Origin of the sequence: Bizionia sp. M204, from assembly GCF_023205095.1 — a bacterium.
Taxonomy (GTDB): domain Bacteria; phylum Bacteroidota; class Bacteroidia; order Flavobacteriales; family Flavobacteriaceae; genus Algorimicrobium; species Algorimicrobium hallyeonense.
This window is the reverse complement of the sequence record NZ_CP046242.1, coordinates 1169729-1184702: the sequence shown is the minus strand read 5'-3', so window position 1 is coordinate 1184702 and position 14974 is coordinate 1169729. Positions and strand designations below refer to the sequence as shown.

General features: G+C 33.6%; 17 protein-coding genes. 8 read left to right on the top strand and 9 right to left on the bottom strand.

What is annotated here, in order from left to right:
• Positions 1 to 35: 35 nt before the first annotated feature.
• Both GMA17_RS05325 and GMA17_RS05320 read right to left on the bottom strand, forming a co-directional pair.
• Positions 36 to 1307: a nitrate/nitrite transporter gene (locus tag GMA17_RS05325; protein ID WP_248399939.1), complete on the bottom strand. Its 1272-nt coding sequence runs from the start codon at positions 1305 to 1307 to the stop codon at positions 36 to 38.
• Positions 1307 to 2935 carry an acyl-CoA carboxylase subunit beta gene (locus tag GMA17_RS05320; RefSeq protein ID WP_248399937.1) on the bottom strand — a complete coding sequence of 543 codons (1629 nt, stop codon included), beginning with the start codon at positions 2933 to 2935 and terminating at the stop codon, positions 1307 to 1309. The genes GMA17_RS05325 and GMA17_RS05320 overlap by 1 nt, the downstream gene beginning before the upstream one ends.
• 145 nt (positions 2936 to 3080) lie before the next feature.
• On the opposite strand from GMA17_RS05320, the gene GMA17_RS05315 reads away from it, so the two are divergent.
• The 7 genes from GMA17_RS05315 to ettA all read left to right on the top strand — a co-directional run bounded on the left by GMA17_RS05315 (position 3081) and on the right by ettA (position 7585).
• Entirely contained in the window at positions 3081 to 3437 is a 357-nt protein-coding gene (locus GMA17_RS05315) for a DoxX family protein (RefSeq protein WP_248399935.1), read from the top strand.
• Between the two features lies 1 nt (position 3438).
• Entirely contained in the window at positions 3439 to 3987 is a 549-nt protein-coding gene (locus GMA17_RS05310; RefSeq protein ID WP_248399933.1) for an NADPH-dependent FMN reductase, read from the top strand.
• Positions 3977 to 4273 carry a GNAT family N-acetyltransferase gene (locus GMA17_RS05305; RefSeq protein ID WP_248399931.1) on the top strand — a complete coding sequence of 99 codons (297 nt, stop codon included), beginning with the start codon at positions 3977 to 3979 and terminating at the stop codon, positions 4271 to 4273. The genes GMA17_RS05310 and GMA17_RS05305 overlap by 11 nt, the downstream gene beginning before the upstream one ends.
• Before the next feature lie 17 nt (positions 4274 to 4290).
• Positions 4291 to 4728: a MarR family winged helix-turn-helix transcriptional regulator gene (locus GMA17_RS05300; RefSeq protein ID WP_248399929.1), complete on the top strand. Its 438-nt coding sequence runs from the start codon at positions 4291 to 4293 to the stop codon at positions 4726 to 4728.
• 84 nt (positions 4729 to 4812) lie between these two features.
• Positions 4813 to 5529 carry a pirin family protein gene (locus GMA17_RS05295; protein ID WP_248399927.1) on the top strand — a complete coding sequence of 239 codons (717 nt, stop codon included), beginning with the start codon at positions 4813 to 4815 and terminating at the stop codon, positions 5527 to 5529.
• Positions 5530 to 5633: 104 nt separating this feature from the next.
• Positions 5634 to 5816, top strand: a complete 183-nt coding sequence (locus GMA17_RS05290; protein WP_066256404.1) for a CAL67264 family membrane protein — start codon at positions 5634 to 5636, stop codon at positions 5814 to 5816.
• 77 nt (positions 5817 to 5893) lie between these two features.
• Positions 5894 to 7585 carry an energy-dependent translational throttle protein EttA gene (gene ettA / locus GMA17_RS05285; protein WP_248399925.1) on the top strand — a complete coding sequence of 564 codons (1692 nt, stop codon included), beginning with the start codon at positions 5894 to 5896 and terminating at the stop codon, positions 7583 to 7585.
• A 262-nt stretch (positions 7586 to 7847) separates the two neighbouring features.
• On the opposite strand, the gene GMA17_RS05280 is transcribed toward ettA, so the two are convergent.
• The 4 genes from GMA17_RS05280 to GMA17_RS05265 all read right to left on the bottom strand — a co-directional run bounded on the left by GMA17_RS05280 (position 7848) and on the right by GMA17_RS05265 (position 10533).
• Positions 7848 to 8045, bottom strand: a complete 198-nt coding sequence (locus GMA17_RS05280) for a hypothetical protein (protein ID WP_248399923.1) — start codon at positions 8043 to 8045, stop codon at positions 7848 to 7850.
• Between the two features lie 126 nt (positions 8046 to 8171).
• Positions 8172 to 9005 (bottom strand): MBL fold metallo-hydrolase, encoded by an 834-nt coding sequence (locus GMA17_RS05275; RefSeq protein ID WP_248399921.1) that lies wholly within the window; start codon positions 9003 to 9005, stop codon positions 8172 to 8174.
• Positions 9006 to 9056: 51 nt separating this feature from the next.
• Positions 9057 to 9524, bottom strand: a complete 468-nt coding sequence (locus tag GMA17_RS05270) for a GNAT family N-acetyltransferase (RefSeq protein WP_248399919.1) — start codon at positions 9522 to 9524, stop codon at positions 9057 to 9059.
• Positions 9511 to 10533, bottom strand: coding sequence for a formimidoylglutamase (locus tag GMA17_RS05265; RefSeq protein WP_248399917.1), 1023 nt, complete (start codon positions 10531 to 10533; stop codon positions 9511 to 9513). The genes GMA17_RS05270 and GMA17_RS05265 overlap by 14 nt, the downstream gene beginning before the upstream one ends.
• Positions 10534 to 10652: 119 nt before the next feature.
• Here GMA17_RS05265 and GMA17_RS05260 point away from each other — a divergent pair, with 119 nt between their 5' ends.
• Positions 10653 to 11537 carry a chromosome partitioning protein ParA gene (locus GMA17_RS05260; RefSeq protein WP_248399915.1) on the top strand — a complete coding sequence of 295 codons (885 nt, stop codon included), beginning with the start codon at positions 10653 to 10655 and terminating at the stop codon, positions 11535 to 11537.
• Positions 11538 to 11614: 77 nt separating this feature from the next.
• Here the strand turns inward: GMA17_RS05260 and GMA17_RS05255 are convergent, their stop codons facing one another.
• The 3 genes from GMA17_RS05255 to GMA17_RS05245 form a co-directional block, all read right to left on the bottom strand.
• Positions 11615 to 12184, bottom strand: coding sequence for a hypothetical protein (locus GMA17_RS05255; protein WP_248399913.1), 570 nt, complete (start codon positions 12182 to 12184; stop codon positions 11615 to 11617).
• On the bottom strand, positions 12168 to 13403 hold the full coding sequence (hutI, locus tag GMA17_RS05250) for an imidazolonepropionase (protein WP_248399911.1): 1236 nt from the start codon (positions 13401 to 13403) through the stop codon (positions 12168 to 12170). The genes GMA17_RS05255 and hutI overlap by 17 nt, the downstream gene beginning before the upstream one ends.
• Positions 13404 to 13500: 97 nt before the next feature.
• Complete coding sequence (locus GMA17_RS05245) at positions 13501 to 14934, bottom strand: T9SS type A sorting domain-containing protein (RefSeq protein WP_248399909.1); 1434 nt, start codon at positions 14932 to 14934, stop codon at positions 13501 to 13503.
• Positions 14935 to 14974 lie beyond the last annotated feature (40 nt).

Below are 14974 nucleotides of genomic sequence, written 5' to 3'. Positions count from 1 at the left end.
TATAATTAGAAAATAAATAAAGAGCGCTTAAGAAATTAAGCGTTCTTTTTTGTTGAAATTTTATAGAATGCAAAAGCTGCTAATAAACCAATAAAAGAAAAAATAGCCATGGTCATAAAAACATGTCTATGTCCTAAAACGCCAGGTGATGCATCCAATAAATATCCAATTATAGGACCAGCAAAGATATCAGGTGTGTAGCCAATTATAGATATAAAACCAACAGCAGTACCAGTGAGCGCCAATGGTATTTTAGCTTCTTCCAACGTAGCAAAATATAATACGCGTGCGGAATATACACCAATGGCCATGATAATAATAGATAAAACAAATAGGATTGTTTCATTACTATTTATGAAGGTCGTCGAAAAAATTAAACTTGTACAAAGCATCAATAGAAATCCAATAACAATCCAAAAAGAGGCTCGTGTTTTATCTGCTAATAAACCAATGGTAACACCTATAATTGGTCGCATGTATAAAAGGTACGTTCCAACTTGAGCCGAATCGATATCGTCGTATTTCATCACGTTTTTTGCATATAGGCTAAAAACGTCTGTCATTTTATATCCAAAATAAGCACATAAAATAATTATCATGAGCAACCAAACACTTGGATATTTCATAATTACTTTAAAGTTTTTAAGTGTTAGTTTTTGGGAAATTTTGCTGTTTTGTTCTGAATAAGTATCATTTTTAAGAAAGAAATAAACTAAAACTCCAATTACTGAAACTATTAAAGATATAGCAATTATTACCATTCTAAAAGCACTTTGTCTTTCACTTAAGCTTGTGTCATTAATATTGGATGTTACAAAGAATGAAAACAACAATACTCCTAAAGTACCAAATAGGGCAGCTGTTAAACCACGACCACCATCCAAAAAACCAAATGCAATACCTTGATTATTGGTGCCTCCCCAAATTCGAGTTGCTTTAATCATGGCAGCCCAGAATAAAAATATGGTAGTAAATCCCCAGAAACCGTAAAGGACATGGAGTAAAAATAGAGACGGATAAGAAGCAAGATAAAATCCGCCAAGAGCTGTGAGAAATAAGGCCACAGCCATAAGTTTATTCGGTTTAAACTTATCGGCTAATGGACCACCAAAAAGATAAGAAACAAATGCCACAATGCCGTAAACCGAAAAACAACTCCCCAATTGCGTATTGTTGATTGCGAAGACTTCTAAAAAAGTAGGTCTAAATATGCGTGCTAAAACAAAGGGTAAAACAAAAACAGCTTCACCAGCTAATATTAGTAAGATGATAGTAAAGGCTGATGAAGCTGATTGTTTTTTAAACATTATACTTGTAATACCCCCATGTTAAATGGCTTTTCAATAGGCGCATGGTTTGCCGCTTCTATTCCCATACTAATCCATTTTCGGGTATCTAAAGGATCTATAATGGCGTCTGTCCAAATGCGCGACGCTGCATAATAAGGAGATACTTGTTTGTCGTAACGGTCTTTAATTTTTTTGAAGAGTTCATCTTCTTTATCTTGCGTTATTTCTTCACCTTTCTTTTTAAGCGATGCTTTTTCTATTTGTAATAAGACTTTAGCAGCACTATTTCCACTCATTACGGCAAGTTCAGCACTTGGCCAAGCCACAATTAAACGTGGGTCATACGCTTTTCCACACATGGCATAATTACCAGCACCATAACTGTTTCCTAAAATAATGGTGAATTTGGGAACCACACTATTACTAACAGCATTTACCATTTTTGCACCATCTTTTATAATCCCACCATGTTCACTCTTACTACCAACCATAAAACCAGTAACATCCTGTAAAAATATTAAAGGAATTTTCTTCTGATTACAATTAGCAATAAAACGGGTAGACTTATCAGCCGAATCATTATAAATTACACCACCAAACTGCATTTCGCCCTTGGCAGTTTTCACCAGTTTACGTTGGTTGGCAACAATACCAACAGCCCAGCCGTCAATACGTGCGTAACAGGTAATAATGGTTTGGCCGTATCCGGCTTTGTATTCTTCAAATTCACTATTATCAACCAAACGCTTGATAATTTCGTACATATCATATTGATCAGCACGCGATTTTGGAATAATTCCGTAAATATCTTCTTGGTTTTCTTTCGGTTTTTTAGCATCAGCACGATTAAATCCTGCTTTATCATAATCGCCAATTTTATCAACAATGTTTTTAATTTTATCTAAAGCATCTTTGTCATCTTTTGCTTTATAATCCGTTACACCAGAAATTTCGCAGTGTGTTGTTGCGCCACCAAGTGTTTCGTTATCTATAGTTTCTCCTATTGCGGCTTTCACTAAATAACTACCAGCTAAAAAGATGCTTCCGGTTTTATCTACTATCAAGGCTTCATCGCTCATAATCGGTAAATAGGCACCACCAGCAACACAACTTCCCATAACCGCAGCAATTTGTGTAATTCCCATGCTACTCATTATAGCGTTGTTTCTAAAAATACGACCAAAGTGTTCCTTGTCAGGGAATATTTCATCTTGTAATGGCAGGTAAACACCAGCTGAATCCACTAAATATATAATAGGTAATCTGTTTTCTATAGCAATTTCTTGAGCGCGTAAATTCTTTTTAGCCGTTATTGGAAACCAAGCTCCAGCTTTAACCGTGGCATCATTAGCAACAACCAAACATTGTTTACCTTTTACATAACCCATTTTTACAACCACCCCAGCGGATGGACATCCTCCGTGCTCTTCATACATATCGTCTCCCGCGAAAGCAGCAATTTCAATGGCTGGTTTTTTAGCGTCTAATAAATAATCAATGCGCTCTCTTGCTGTTAATTTGCCTTTAGCATGTTGCTTTTCTATGCTTTTTTTTCCACCACCAAGTTTTACATAGGTGAGACGTTTTTTTAGTTCGGAAACAAGCAATTTATTATGATCTTCGTTTTTATTGAAGTTGATATCCATAGAATTTTTTCTTTGCTACGAATTTACGAAAGTAGATTTAGGTTTGAAAGTGATTATTTTGTTAAATAACATTACATGGAAATAGTTTCCTTGGAAACTAATTTATAGTTTCGTATATTTGCTGTCTAATATTAAAACCATTAAAATGAAAAAGGATAAAATTATTTATTACGTTGCTACTGGACTACTGTCTATTTTATTATTGTATTCTGCAGGCATGTATTTTTTTATGTATGATGATGTAGCTACTTTGTTTACCAATTTTGGATATCCAACCTATTTAATTTATCCGTATGCGGTAATTAAGTTGCTGGGATTAATTGCATTATGGACACCAAGTTTAACAACCATAAAAGAATGGGCGTATGCAGGTTACTTTTATGCATTTATTTTGGCGTTTTTTGCGCATTACATGATAGGTGACGGCGAACAATTAGCGGCCGTACTAGCAATTATTCTATTGGTGGTGTCGTATATATTTAACAAAAGACTACAAAATTAACATGAAAAAAATTATTGCATTTGCCGGAAGTAACAGTAAGAAATCCATTAACAAACAGTTAGTGGAATACACAGCGGGTTTAATAGAAGACGCCAATTTTGAAGTAACTGTTTTAGATTTAAACGATTTTGAAATGCCGCTTTTTGGTGTTGATTTGGAAGCTCGAGATGGTCATCCGGATTCAGCTAAAAATTTATTCAATCACATCCAAAATTCCGATGGTTTATTAATATCATTAGCAGAACATAATGGGGCTTACAGTACGGTATTTAAAAATGCTTTCGATTGGATGTCACGAATTAATCCAAAAACATTTGCTAATAAGCCTATGTTTTTAATGGCAGCATCACCAGGCGGTAGAGGAGGTGCATCTGTTTTAGCCATTGCTAAAGATCGTTTTCCAAGACATGAAGCGCACATTATAGCAGAATTTTCTTTACCCATGTTTGGAACCAATTTTCAAGGCGGAAAACTAATTGAAGAAGCCCTAAACTTGGAATTAAAAAATAAAGTTGAATTATTTAAAAACGAGATTAATCATGGAAGTTAAACATAAAAAACAAGATAAAAGCGGCAAATTTTATATTGAAATAGATGGCGAGCAAAAAGCCGAAATGACATATAGATTTCAGTCTGATGATGTTATTGATATCAATCATACTGAAGTAGATGCCTCGTTAAGCGGTCAAGGTGTTGGTTATAAACTTATTGATGCCGCTGTTGCATTCATGCGTGAAAATAATTTAAAAGCGGTAGCTAGTTGTTCCTATGCGCAACACGTTTTTAAAAAGAAACAAGAAGATTATAGAGATATTATTTATGATAAAAATTCATAGATTTTAAATTTGAGATAATGGGAAATATAGCTGATGATGTCAATTCACGTTTTGAAAATAATAAAGTCAAAGCTTTAATAAATATCCTGTTTACAGCCGGTTGGATTACCAATAAACAGAATGCTTTTTTTAAGCCTTTCGGTATTTCACCACAGCAGTATAATATATTACGAATTTTAAAAGGTGCAGGAGAACCTTTAAAGGCGCAAACTGTTAAGGATCGGATGATTGAACGCGCACCAAATGCTACACGACTTATGGATAAACTATCGGCAAAACACCTGATAGAGCGTATGCCATGTGATTATGATAGACGAGTAGTTTATATTCATATTACAAAAGAAGGATTGGCACTCATTCAAGAAATTTCTGCCGATTTGAATCTGGATTTTTTAGAAAATCTTACAGAGGATGAAGCGGGACATTTAAGTGATTTACTAGATAAATTACGATAGCATATTTTTCAATTTAATATTTAATAATGTCCCTCCTTTGGTTGGATTAAAAAATTAAAACCACTCACTTTCGTGGGCACTAAAATGAAAACACTTCTACATAAAGCCGAAAACAGAGGGTTTGCCAATCATGGTTGGTTGCAAGCAAATCACTCTTTTAGTTTTGCTAACTATTATAATAAAGATAACATGCAATATGGCGCTTTACGTGTTTTAAATGATGACGTTATTGCGCCTAAAATGGGATTTGGAACACATCCACATGAAAACATGGAAATTATTACCATTCCTTTAAGTGGTGTTTTAAAACATCGGGACAACATGAAGGAAGACTGGCAATCGGTTTTGCCTGGCGAAGTTCAAGTAATGAGTGCTGGAACTGGCGTGCATCATTCTGAAATAAATGGGTCCAAAGATGAACATTTAAGTTTGTTTCAAATATGGGTAATTCCCAACAAGCAAAATGTAGAACCACGTTATGGACAAAAGGCGTTTAATGAATTAGATAGGAAAAATGCGCTACAAACATTAGTAACATCGGTTGATGCTAATCATGAAGGTAGTTTAAAAATTCATCAAGATGCCATTATTTCAAGAATGGATTTAGATGGAGGCAAAACATTTGAATATCAACTAAAAAGTAAAAATCATGGGGTGTATATCATGAATATTTTTGGAAATGTAACCATAGAAAAAGAAACATTGGAAACTAGAGATGCTTTGGGTATTTCAGAAACGGATACGTTTTTGATTCAAGCAAATAAAGATTCGGGATTACTATTTATCGAGGTTCCAATATGATAATTTTCATGAAATAATAGAATTAAAAAGCAGCTTAAAGGCTGCTTTTTCTGTTAAAAATCACGATATTTGTATTTGCTAACTTTTAAATAAAATAACAAATTATGGCAATGAATAAAAATACGGTTTTAGCTTGGGCGACTGCCATTATGATTTTCGTAGGATTGGCATTAATAGCACTTGGTGCATTTAGATATGATGATGTAGCAGGTTGGGGATTTGCAGCTGTTGGAATCGGTTTTTTCGCAATCGCATGGGTTTTCAATGCTTTGAAAGGGCGCGTTTAGTCTGTATTCAAGCTCCTTATAGAGTCCTATTTAAATTATAACATTATAAAAACATAACTCAATAACAGAACAATATTATGAGTGACGATAAAAAAGTAATCTTTTCCATGTCTGGTTTAACCAAGACATTTCCAGGTGCCAACACACCTGTGTTAAAAAACATTTATTTAAGTTTTTTTTATGGCGCAAAAATTGGAATTCTAGGTCTTAATGGATCTGGAAAATCCACCTTATTAAAAATTATTGCAGGTCAAGATAAAAACTACCAAGGTGATGTTACCTTTCTTCAAGATTATTCAGTGGGCTATTTAGAGCAAGAACCTCAATTGGATGATGAGAAAACGGTTATGGAAGTTGTTCGTGAAGGCGCAGCCGAAACTGTAGCTATTTTGGACGAGTATAATAAAATTAATGATATGTTTGGTCTGGAGGAAGTATATTCAGATGCCGATAAAATGGAAAAGCTAATGAATCGTCAGGCTATTCTTCAAGATCAAATTGATGCATCAGATGCTTGGGAATTAGACACTAAATTAGAAATAGCCATGGATGCGTTGCGAACGCCAGATGGCGATAAAAAGATTGGCATTCTTTCAGGAGGTGAGCGCCGTCGTGTAGCCTTATGTCGCTTATTATTGCAAGAACCTGACGTATTATTATTAGATGAGCCAACCAACCACTTGGATGCAGAGTCTGTACATTGGTTAGAGCATCATTTAGCGCAATATAAAGGAACTGTAATTGCCGTTACGCACGATAGATACTTTTTGGATAATGTAGCTGGATGGATTTTGGAATTAGATAGAGGGGAAGGTATTCCATGGAAAGGAAATTATTCATCGTGGTTAGACCAGAAATCAAAACGAATGGCTCAAGAAAGTAAAGTAGCTTCTAAACGTCAGAAAACGTTGGAACGTGAGCTAGAATGGGTACGTCAAGGCGCTAAAGGTCGTCAAACCAAACAAAAAGCGCGTTTAAATAACTACGATAAATTAATGAGTCAGGACCAAAAACAATTGGATGAGAAATTAGAAATTTACATTCCTAATGGTCCACGTTTAGGAACCAATGTTATTGAAGCTAAAGGCGTGAGTAAGGGTTATGATGATAAATTATTATACGAAGATTTAAATTTCAATTTACCACAAGCAGGAATCGTTGGAATTATTGGTCCAAATGGTGCAGGTAAAACCACGATTTTTAAAATGATTATGGGTGAAATTGAACCTGATAAAGGCGAATTTGTAGTGGGTGAAACAGCAAAAATTGCTTACGTGGATCAAAGTCATTCTAATATAGACCCAGAAAAAACCATTTGGCAGAATTTTAGTGATGAACAGGATTTAATAATGATGGGAGGAAAAGAAGTTAACTCTAGAGCCTATTTGAGTCGTTTTAATTTTTCAGGTGGTGAACAAAATAAAAAAGTAAAATTATTATCTGGTGGTGAACGTAACCGTTTGCATTTAGCCATGACATTAAAAGAAGAAGGTAACGTTTTATTATTGGATGAGCCTACAAACGACTTGGACGTAAATACATTACGTGCATTAGAAGAAGGTTTAGAAAACTTTGCAGGTTGTGCCGTCGTAATTAGTCACGACCGTTGGTTTTTAGATAGAATTTGTACGCACATTTTAGCGTTTGAAGGCAATAGTGAAGTCTACTTTTTTGAAGGTAGTTTTAGCGATTACGAAGAAAATAAGAAAAAACGCTTGGGTGGCGATATGATGCCAAAACGTATTAAGTATAAAAAATTAGTTCGCTAATTGTTTAAAAAAAAGCCTCGTAATTACGAGGCTTTTTTTTAGTATTTGTTATTCGGATTCATACAAATGCCCGGAATCCATTTTGAAATTATCAACTTCTATTTTCTTTTAAGGCGCTTAAATTTTTTTCAAATTTATCATTGGCTTTTTTCCATCGCTTTTCTGGAGAAATAGTATATAACCCAATTTTCGTTTTAAAAGCAATCCTTAAAACTAAAAAATTAAAAATGACCATGTAAATAAGTATTTCCATTACTGTAACTTAATGGTTATTATACATGTGTCCTTCGGTAAAATCCTTATAAGGTTTATTAATATCTTCATCTATAGATGGTGAAGATTTGCTTAAACGCTCATTTTCTTTTTTTAAAATTATTGATTTTCTAACACCTAATATGAGTAGGATTAAAAAGAATACAACAGTAATAGCAAGTATTTTTACAATGCTAATTTGTTCCATTAAAACAAAACTGTGGTACAGATAGGTAGTACATTTAAGAAACATAGTAGGTAATAGATTGGGTTAATAGCTAGTCAAATATAAAATATTTTTTTAACTAATCAACTAAAAATGAAAATATTGTGATTATTTATACCAATCTAATTGAATCACTTCAATGGACTTGTTTTGGTCGTTGATACGTTTTTTAAAACTTTCTACATTGCTAAATCCGTCAGTGCCACGATAATGATATGGCAAAATGGTTTTTGGTTGAAAAGCTAAAACAGCATCAGCCGCAGCTTCAATTGGCATGGTGTAGGGTAAATTCATACAAACCAAAGCAATATCAATATTTTTCAGATTACGCATTTCAGGAATATCTTCTGTATCACCAGAAATATATATGCGCGTCTTGTTTATAGCTAAAATATAGCCATTTCCACGTCCTTTAGGGTGAAATTTTAAAGCCTCTTCTCTTAAGTTATACATGGGAATTGCTTCAATATACATTGCCGTTTTGTTCAAGAAATCATCTTTTTTCTGACCATTTTCCAAAACGGTAAAATTGGCCAGTAAAGATTCCGGTAATTTATCTTTAACAGCTTGAGGACCTATAATAATGGTGTTTGTGGTATTGATTGCTTCTAAAGTTTTAATATCCAAATGATCCCCATGAATATCTGTGATTAAAATAAAAGATGGACTCTTAAAATCTGCATAACGAACTACTTCACCAACAGGATCCACATAAATTGAGGTGTCATGGAAAGTAATAACCATGCTGGCATGTTCAATGGGTGTTATTTTGATATCAGATTCAACGTAATAATTAGGTGTATCTGTTTTTGACGGTACCTTAACCTTTGTTTCGGTTTTTATTTCAGTTTCATTCAAGATAGGCGCTGATTGTTCTTTATCCGATTTACAAGCATAAAATAAAATGGTAAGGAAAAAGATTGAAAGATATTTAGTTTTCATATTAGACTGTATTAGAAAATAAAGATACGATTATTATAAAAGAAGCCGAAACTACAAATCTAAAATCATCTTTATGTTACCGCGTTTATAGGGCGAATTGGTTTCAACAGGAATTTCTACAAACCCAAATTTTCTATAAATATAAATAGCATTTACCAATTTTGTGTTTGAGTAGAGCAGTAGTTGTTTGATGTTTTCTTTTCTGGCAAACTCAATACAATATTGCATTAATTTCTGTCCCATATTTTGACCGCGCAATTCTGGTGAAACAGCCATTTTAGTAAGTTCTAGAACCTTTTTATTAGGCGTTGGCATAAGAGCAACCGTTCCAACTATTTTATGCTTTATTCGAATAAAAAATATATGACCTCCTTTGTTAATAATATAGGTTTCGGGATTGCTTAAAACTTCTTCATCAAACGGTTCTACATAAAAATAGGTTTTAAGCCACTCCATATTCAACGCATAAAAATTTTTAGCGTATTGTTTTTCAAATGGGATGATTTCAAGTATTGGCATGTGATCTAATAAAATCGGTTATTAAATACGTTAGGAGTTTACCTACTTGGGCTTCAGTTTCTGGCGTTGGAGCAGCTTCACACAGATGAAGATACATGGCGTGTTTACTTTGTGCTACAGCATTTAAAAACATTCGTGTTTTACTAACGCTGAATCCGCTAGGTGACATGGCGCTACTTGGCGTATTCTGAATAGCATCACAATCTAATTCAATTCCATACGGTTTTGAGTTAATGAATTGTAAGGCGCGATTTATTTCGGTTTTAAACTTTACTTCTTTTCGTATTTCCAGTGCTTCAAATGTGTTGAAATCTATGTGTGAATTATTTTCTAATTGCTTAAAAATAGCAGCAGACGTATAGTTCTCATGTAATCCGAAAATAAAATATTTTTTCAAAAAACCTTCAGAATAAGCATAACTAAAACCATTTCCGCTATGTCTGCCTTCTTCAGCTCTGAAATCTGAATGTGCATCAAAATTAATAACATTTATAGGCTTTTTCAAAGCGAGTGAAGTTCCTTTTATATTTCCGTAAGCGTTGTTATGGCCACCACCAACAACAATGGGTGTTTTTCCAGATTTAACAATTGTGGAAATTAATTGGGCGACATGGATATCTATTTGCTTTACCAATTTACGAGATTTTTGAAGATCTTTTGGATTGGCCTGGTCTAGCTGTGATAGCATTTTCAGTTCTTCAGAGAAATCCAAATGGCCTAGAATTAAAACCTTATGTGCATGTGTAAACGCGTTACTTTGAATATTTAACAAAACTTTAAGGCAGGCATCCCAAGCCTTGGAAGTGCCCGATTTTCCTAGGTTAGCAAATACACCAACATCTTCTGGAATACCAAAAATTATATACTGAACGTCCAAATTTTTAAGTTGCTCGTATATATCTGTAGGTTTGGGAATTATAGTAATATGCTCTCCAAATTTGGATTCATCTGGACGCTTATTAATTAGCGAATTGAGGTTTGACTCATTAAACAGTACCAGTTTATCCATAAATGATGTAAATTAGATATAAAGTATAAATGTACTTTATATTTGAAACTTTAAAAACAATTGCTTAAAAAAGCACAAAATTAGTAGTAACTTTAATTTTTTAAAAAACGAATTTATTTATGGAATCTAATAAAAACAGTACAGGATTAAAAGTGGCATTAGGAATTGCTTTAGTTTTATTTGTAGCTACAGGAATTTATACTTCCAAGCTTTACAATGAAAAAAAGGAAACGGAAACGCAATTATTGCAAGAGAAGGAAATGGTGATGAACGATTTGAGCAATATGGCCAAGCAATATGATATTGTTATTGGCGATAATACTATAGCCAATGAAAAGTTAGTTGAAGCCAAAGGACGTATTCAAGGTTTAATTGACTCGCTTAAAGTTTCTGAAACGAACGTACAGAGTTTATACCGCTACAAGTCTAAATACACAGCATTACAGAAAGAAATGAATGTGTTATTAACTGAAAATGACCGATTGAAAATTGAAAATGAGTTGCTAGCGACCTCTTTAGATAGTACTAAAATCCGTTTGGAAGAACGTACTATGTTTACGGATTCTTTAATGGTTCAAAATACAGCATTAGCTGAAGTAGTTAGTAATGCAGCCGTTTTAGGAGCCGTTAGCTTAAAAGGTTATGGTGTTATTGAACGAAATTCAGGAAAATTAATTCCTACTGAAAGTGCAAGACGTGCTGATAAAATTCGTGTATGTTTTACCGTTCCAAAAAACACATTAGTACAAGGCGGTGATCAAGAATTATACATTCAGGTTATTGACCCAAAAAACAATACCATGGGAGCTAATGAGCAAATTGAATTTGGTGAAAAGGTATTAAATTACAGTCTTGTTAGTAAATTTAATTATGAAAATTCTAGTTTAAATATTTGTGAATTTGTTTCACCAAATGGTGATAACAAGTTTGAAAAAGGTCGCTATATGGTTAATGTTTTTAATCAAAAAGATTTAGTTGCTACTTCAGAATTTATATTAGATTAAAATAAACTAGTAATAGTTTTCCATAGAGCTAATACTAGTAAAACCCGAAAGTTTAGGCTTTCGGGTTTTTTATATAATTATTTTGAAATACTTTGAATACAAGCTTCTCGGATATTCCAAATGGTTTTAAAATTATAAGTGATTGATTCTGAAACAATCCAGTCCTTTAAATAATCTTGATGACGTTTCACTTTATAATCACCAATTTGATGTGATACAATTTCTTCTTCATAAAGTAATGAGGCTTCAAAAGAAATGTGATTGTTACTATTTCTTGTAACATCTGCTATGTTATTATTTATTTTCAAATAGCAATGAGCTTCTGGAATATAAGGTAACTGGTAGTTTTCTAATACTGCTGAAACACCCTCTGTGTTTTCTTCACACATTTTATAAATACCCAAAAAGAGTTTTACTTGAAGTATATTTTCTTGATTTGCTAGTGCTGCTAAAAAGGCATGTTTTGTAGAGCAGGTTCCTTTGTGTTCTTTTAGTATTAGCGTATATTCACTTCTATTGCTGTTCCTTCCATAGGGTAAATTTTGTACATAGGTAAGCGCGTCATTAAAATTAGAAACACCTATATGTAGGAGTTCTTGAGATAATTTAGATTGTTGTGTTAAATTGAAATTAAACAATTTGTCCATTTATCATGACCGTGTCAATATGATTATCACCAAAAGCATAGGGTAAAAAAGCATAGCTAGGAATGGCTTTTGTAATAATGATATTTGCTTTTTTTCCACGTGTTATACTGCCGTACATAGCGCTTATTCCCATAGCATAAGCACCATTTATTGTGGCTGCGTTTATGGCTTCCTCTGGTGTTAACTTCATTTTTATACATGCCGTACTAACCACAAAATTCATATTTCCACTAGGGGTGGAGCCTGGGTTATAATCTGAAGCTAATGCTAGTGGTAATCCAGCATCAATTAACTGGCGTCCTGGAGTGTAAGGGATGCTTAAGAAATAGGAGCAAGATGGAAGTGCGACTGGCATGGTATTACCTGTTTTTAGCATGGCAATATCGCTTTCGTTTAATTCTTCCAAATGATCTACAGAAATGGCTTGGTTTTTTACAGCTACTTCAATACCACCAAAGGCATTGAATTGATTTACATGAATTTTAGGAATTAATCCATGTGATTTACCAGCTTTTAATATACGTTCTGTATCGTTTAAATCGAAATAACCTTTTTCGCAAAACACATCAATATAGGTTGCCAATTGCTCTTTGGCAACTTTTGGAATCATTTCATTTATAACTAAATCAACAAAACCATCTTTATTGTCTTTATAGTCTTTTGGCACTGCGTGTGCTGCTAAAAGTGTTGCTTTGACTTTTAGAGGAAAATCTTGTTTTAATCGCTTGATAACCCGAAGCATTTTTAATTCGGCTTCTACTGTTAGTCCATAGCCAGATTTAATTTCTATGGCGCCAGTTCCTAATTTCATAACGGCTTTTAATCGTTTAACAGATTGTTCAAATAAATCGTCTTCACTGGTTTGTTGTAATTTTTCAGCAGAATTTAAAATACCACCTCCACGATTGGCAATGTCCTCATAACTTAAACCGTTAATTCTATCAACAAATTCCTGTTCTCTATTTCCAGCATAAACAATATGTGTATGAGAGTCACACCACGTAGGTAAAACCACTTTTCCTGTGGCATCAATTACTGTATCTGCTTCAATATTTTTACAATCTTCCATATGGCCATAGCCTACAATGGTATCATCATCTATTAAAAGATAGGCATTTTTAATGGTTGGTAGCTGCTTCATGTCTTTTCCAGAAACCTTTAAAATGTTTGTGTCTCTAACTTGAAGTAATTCTTGAATGTTTGTTATTAATGTCGTCACGATAGTAGTTTTTTCAAAGTTGCTTAAATTTTGGGTAATAAAAAAACGCTAGCAAAAATTATTACTAGCGTTTTAGATATTATAAATGGACGTTTTGTTATTGCTTTACAAATTTGAATGTTTTGTCTAAGTTTTCAACCTTCAAAAGGTATACGCCATTTGCAAGTATGGAAACGTCTAAAGAATTATTCAAAACCGTTGTATTTAAAACCTCTTTACCTAAAATATTGTATGCTAGAATTTTGAAAGGCTCTTGATTTGTTGTTTTAAAATTTAAGGTATTAGAAGTTGGATTTGGATAGATACCAAATGTACTAACTTGAAATTCTGGAGTACTTAAGGTAAATAAATCATTCTTAAAAATAAAAACGTCATCTTGTAAATAGCTAATACTTGCTATATCTAGATCGCCATCATTATCAAAATCCTGAATTTCTAAATCAAAAGCTGCAGAACTATTATCATCAATAAGAATTTCACTTCCCAAGCCACCAGTGGCATTACTGGTAAACCATATAAAATCGTTATCTGTTGCACGACCATTAGCAACAACTAAATCATTGTAAGAGTCGTTGTTAAAATCGGCAACACCTATGGCAGCGGATCTATTTATAGTGGTTGCAATGGTAGTTTCTGTAAATGTGGTGCCAGTTCCGCTTATATCATTTGAATACCAAGCAATGGCCGGGTTTGCACCTGGATTATTGTCTGATCTCACAATGTCAAGATTAGAATCATCATTGATGTCTGCAAATATAACTGAAAACAAAAATCCATTTCCGGTATCCACATTATTTGTATAAGCTGTAAAAGGTACGTTGCCCGAACCATCTAGACCATCTGGAATTAAACGATTGTCATATAATTTAACATCGCCATTTCCTGTGAATCCAACAACAACATCCAAATCGCCATCGCCATCAAAATCAGCTATATCCATTGTTCCAGGACCACTACCAGGCGTTACTGGAACTACATAACGAAGTGTTCCAAAGGTACCATCGCCATTTCCTAAGAAGTATACGACACTATGGCCATCATAAGAAGTGATTATAAGATCTAAATAGCCATTTACATCATTATCAATGTTAGCTGCTATAACCGTTCCTGCACCAGCAATACTGGATGAAATTGTCAAAGCAGGTTGAAAGGTATCGTCACCATTATTTTCAAACCATACTAAATTACCACCAACATAACTTGCTGCTATAATATCGTTATCACCATCACCATTTATGTCGGCAATTGTTAATCCTTCAACATAAGATAAAGCGTTAGGACCTACAGCTGTTAAAATGATACCGGTTGCAAATGTACCATCACCATTATTTTTATACCAGGTTACTTCACCCGTAACATCGGATCCTACAGCCAAATCTAAATAGGCATCTCCATCTAAATATCCAGAGGCTATGGTATATGGTTCTGCACTTGTACTCGCATCAATTGTGCTTTTTACAAATGATATTTGTGCATTTACAGAAAAGCTCATAAAAAGCAATCCTGTAAATAGGAGTAAATTTTGTTTCATGTTTTTAAAATTTGTTGTTAATAGCGTAATATATTTATTT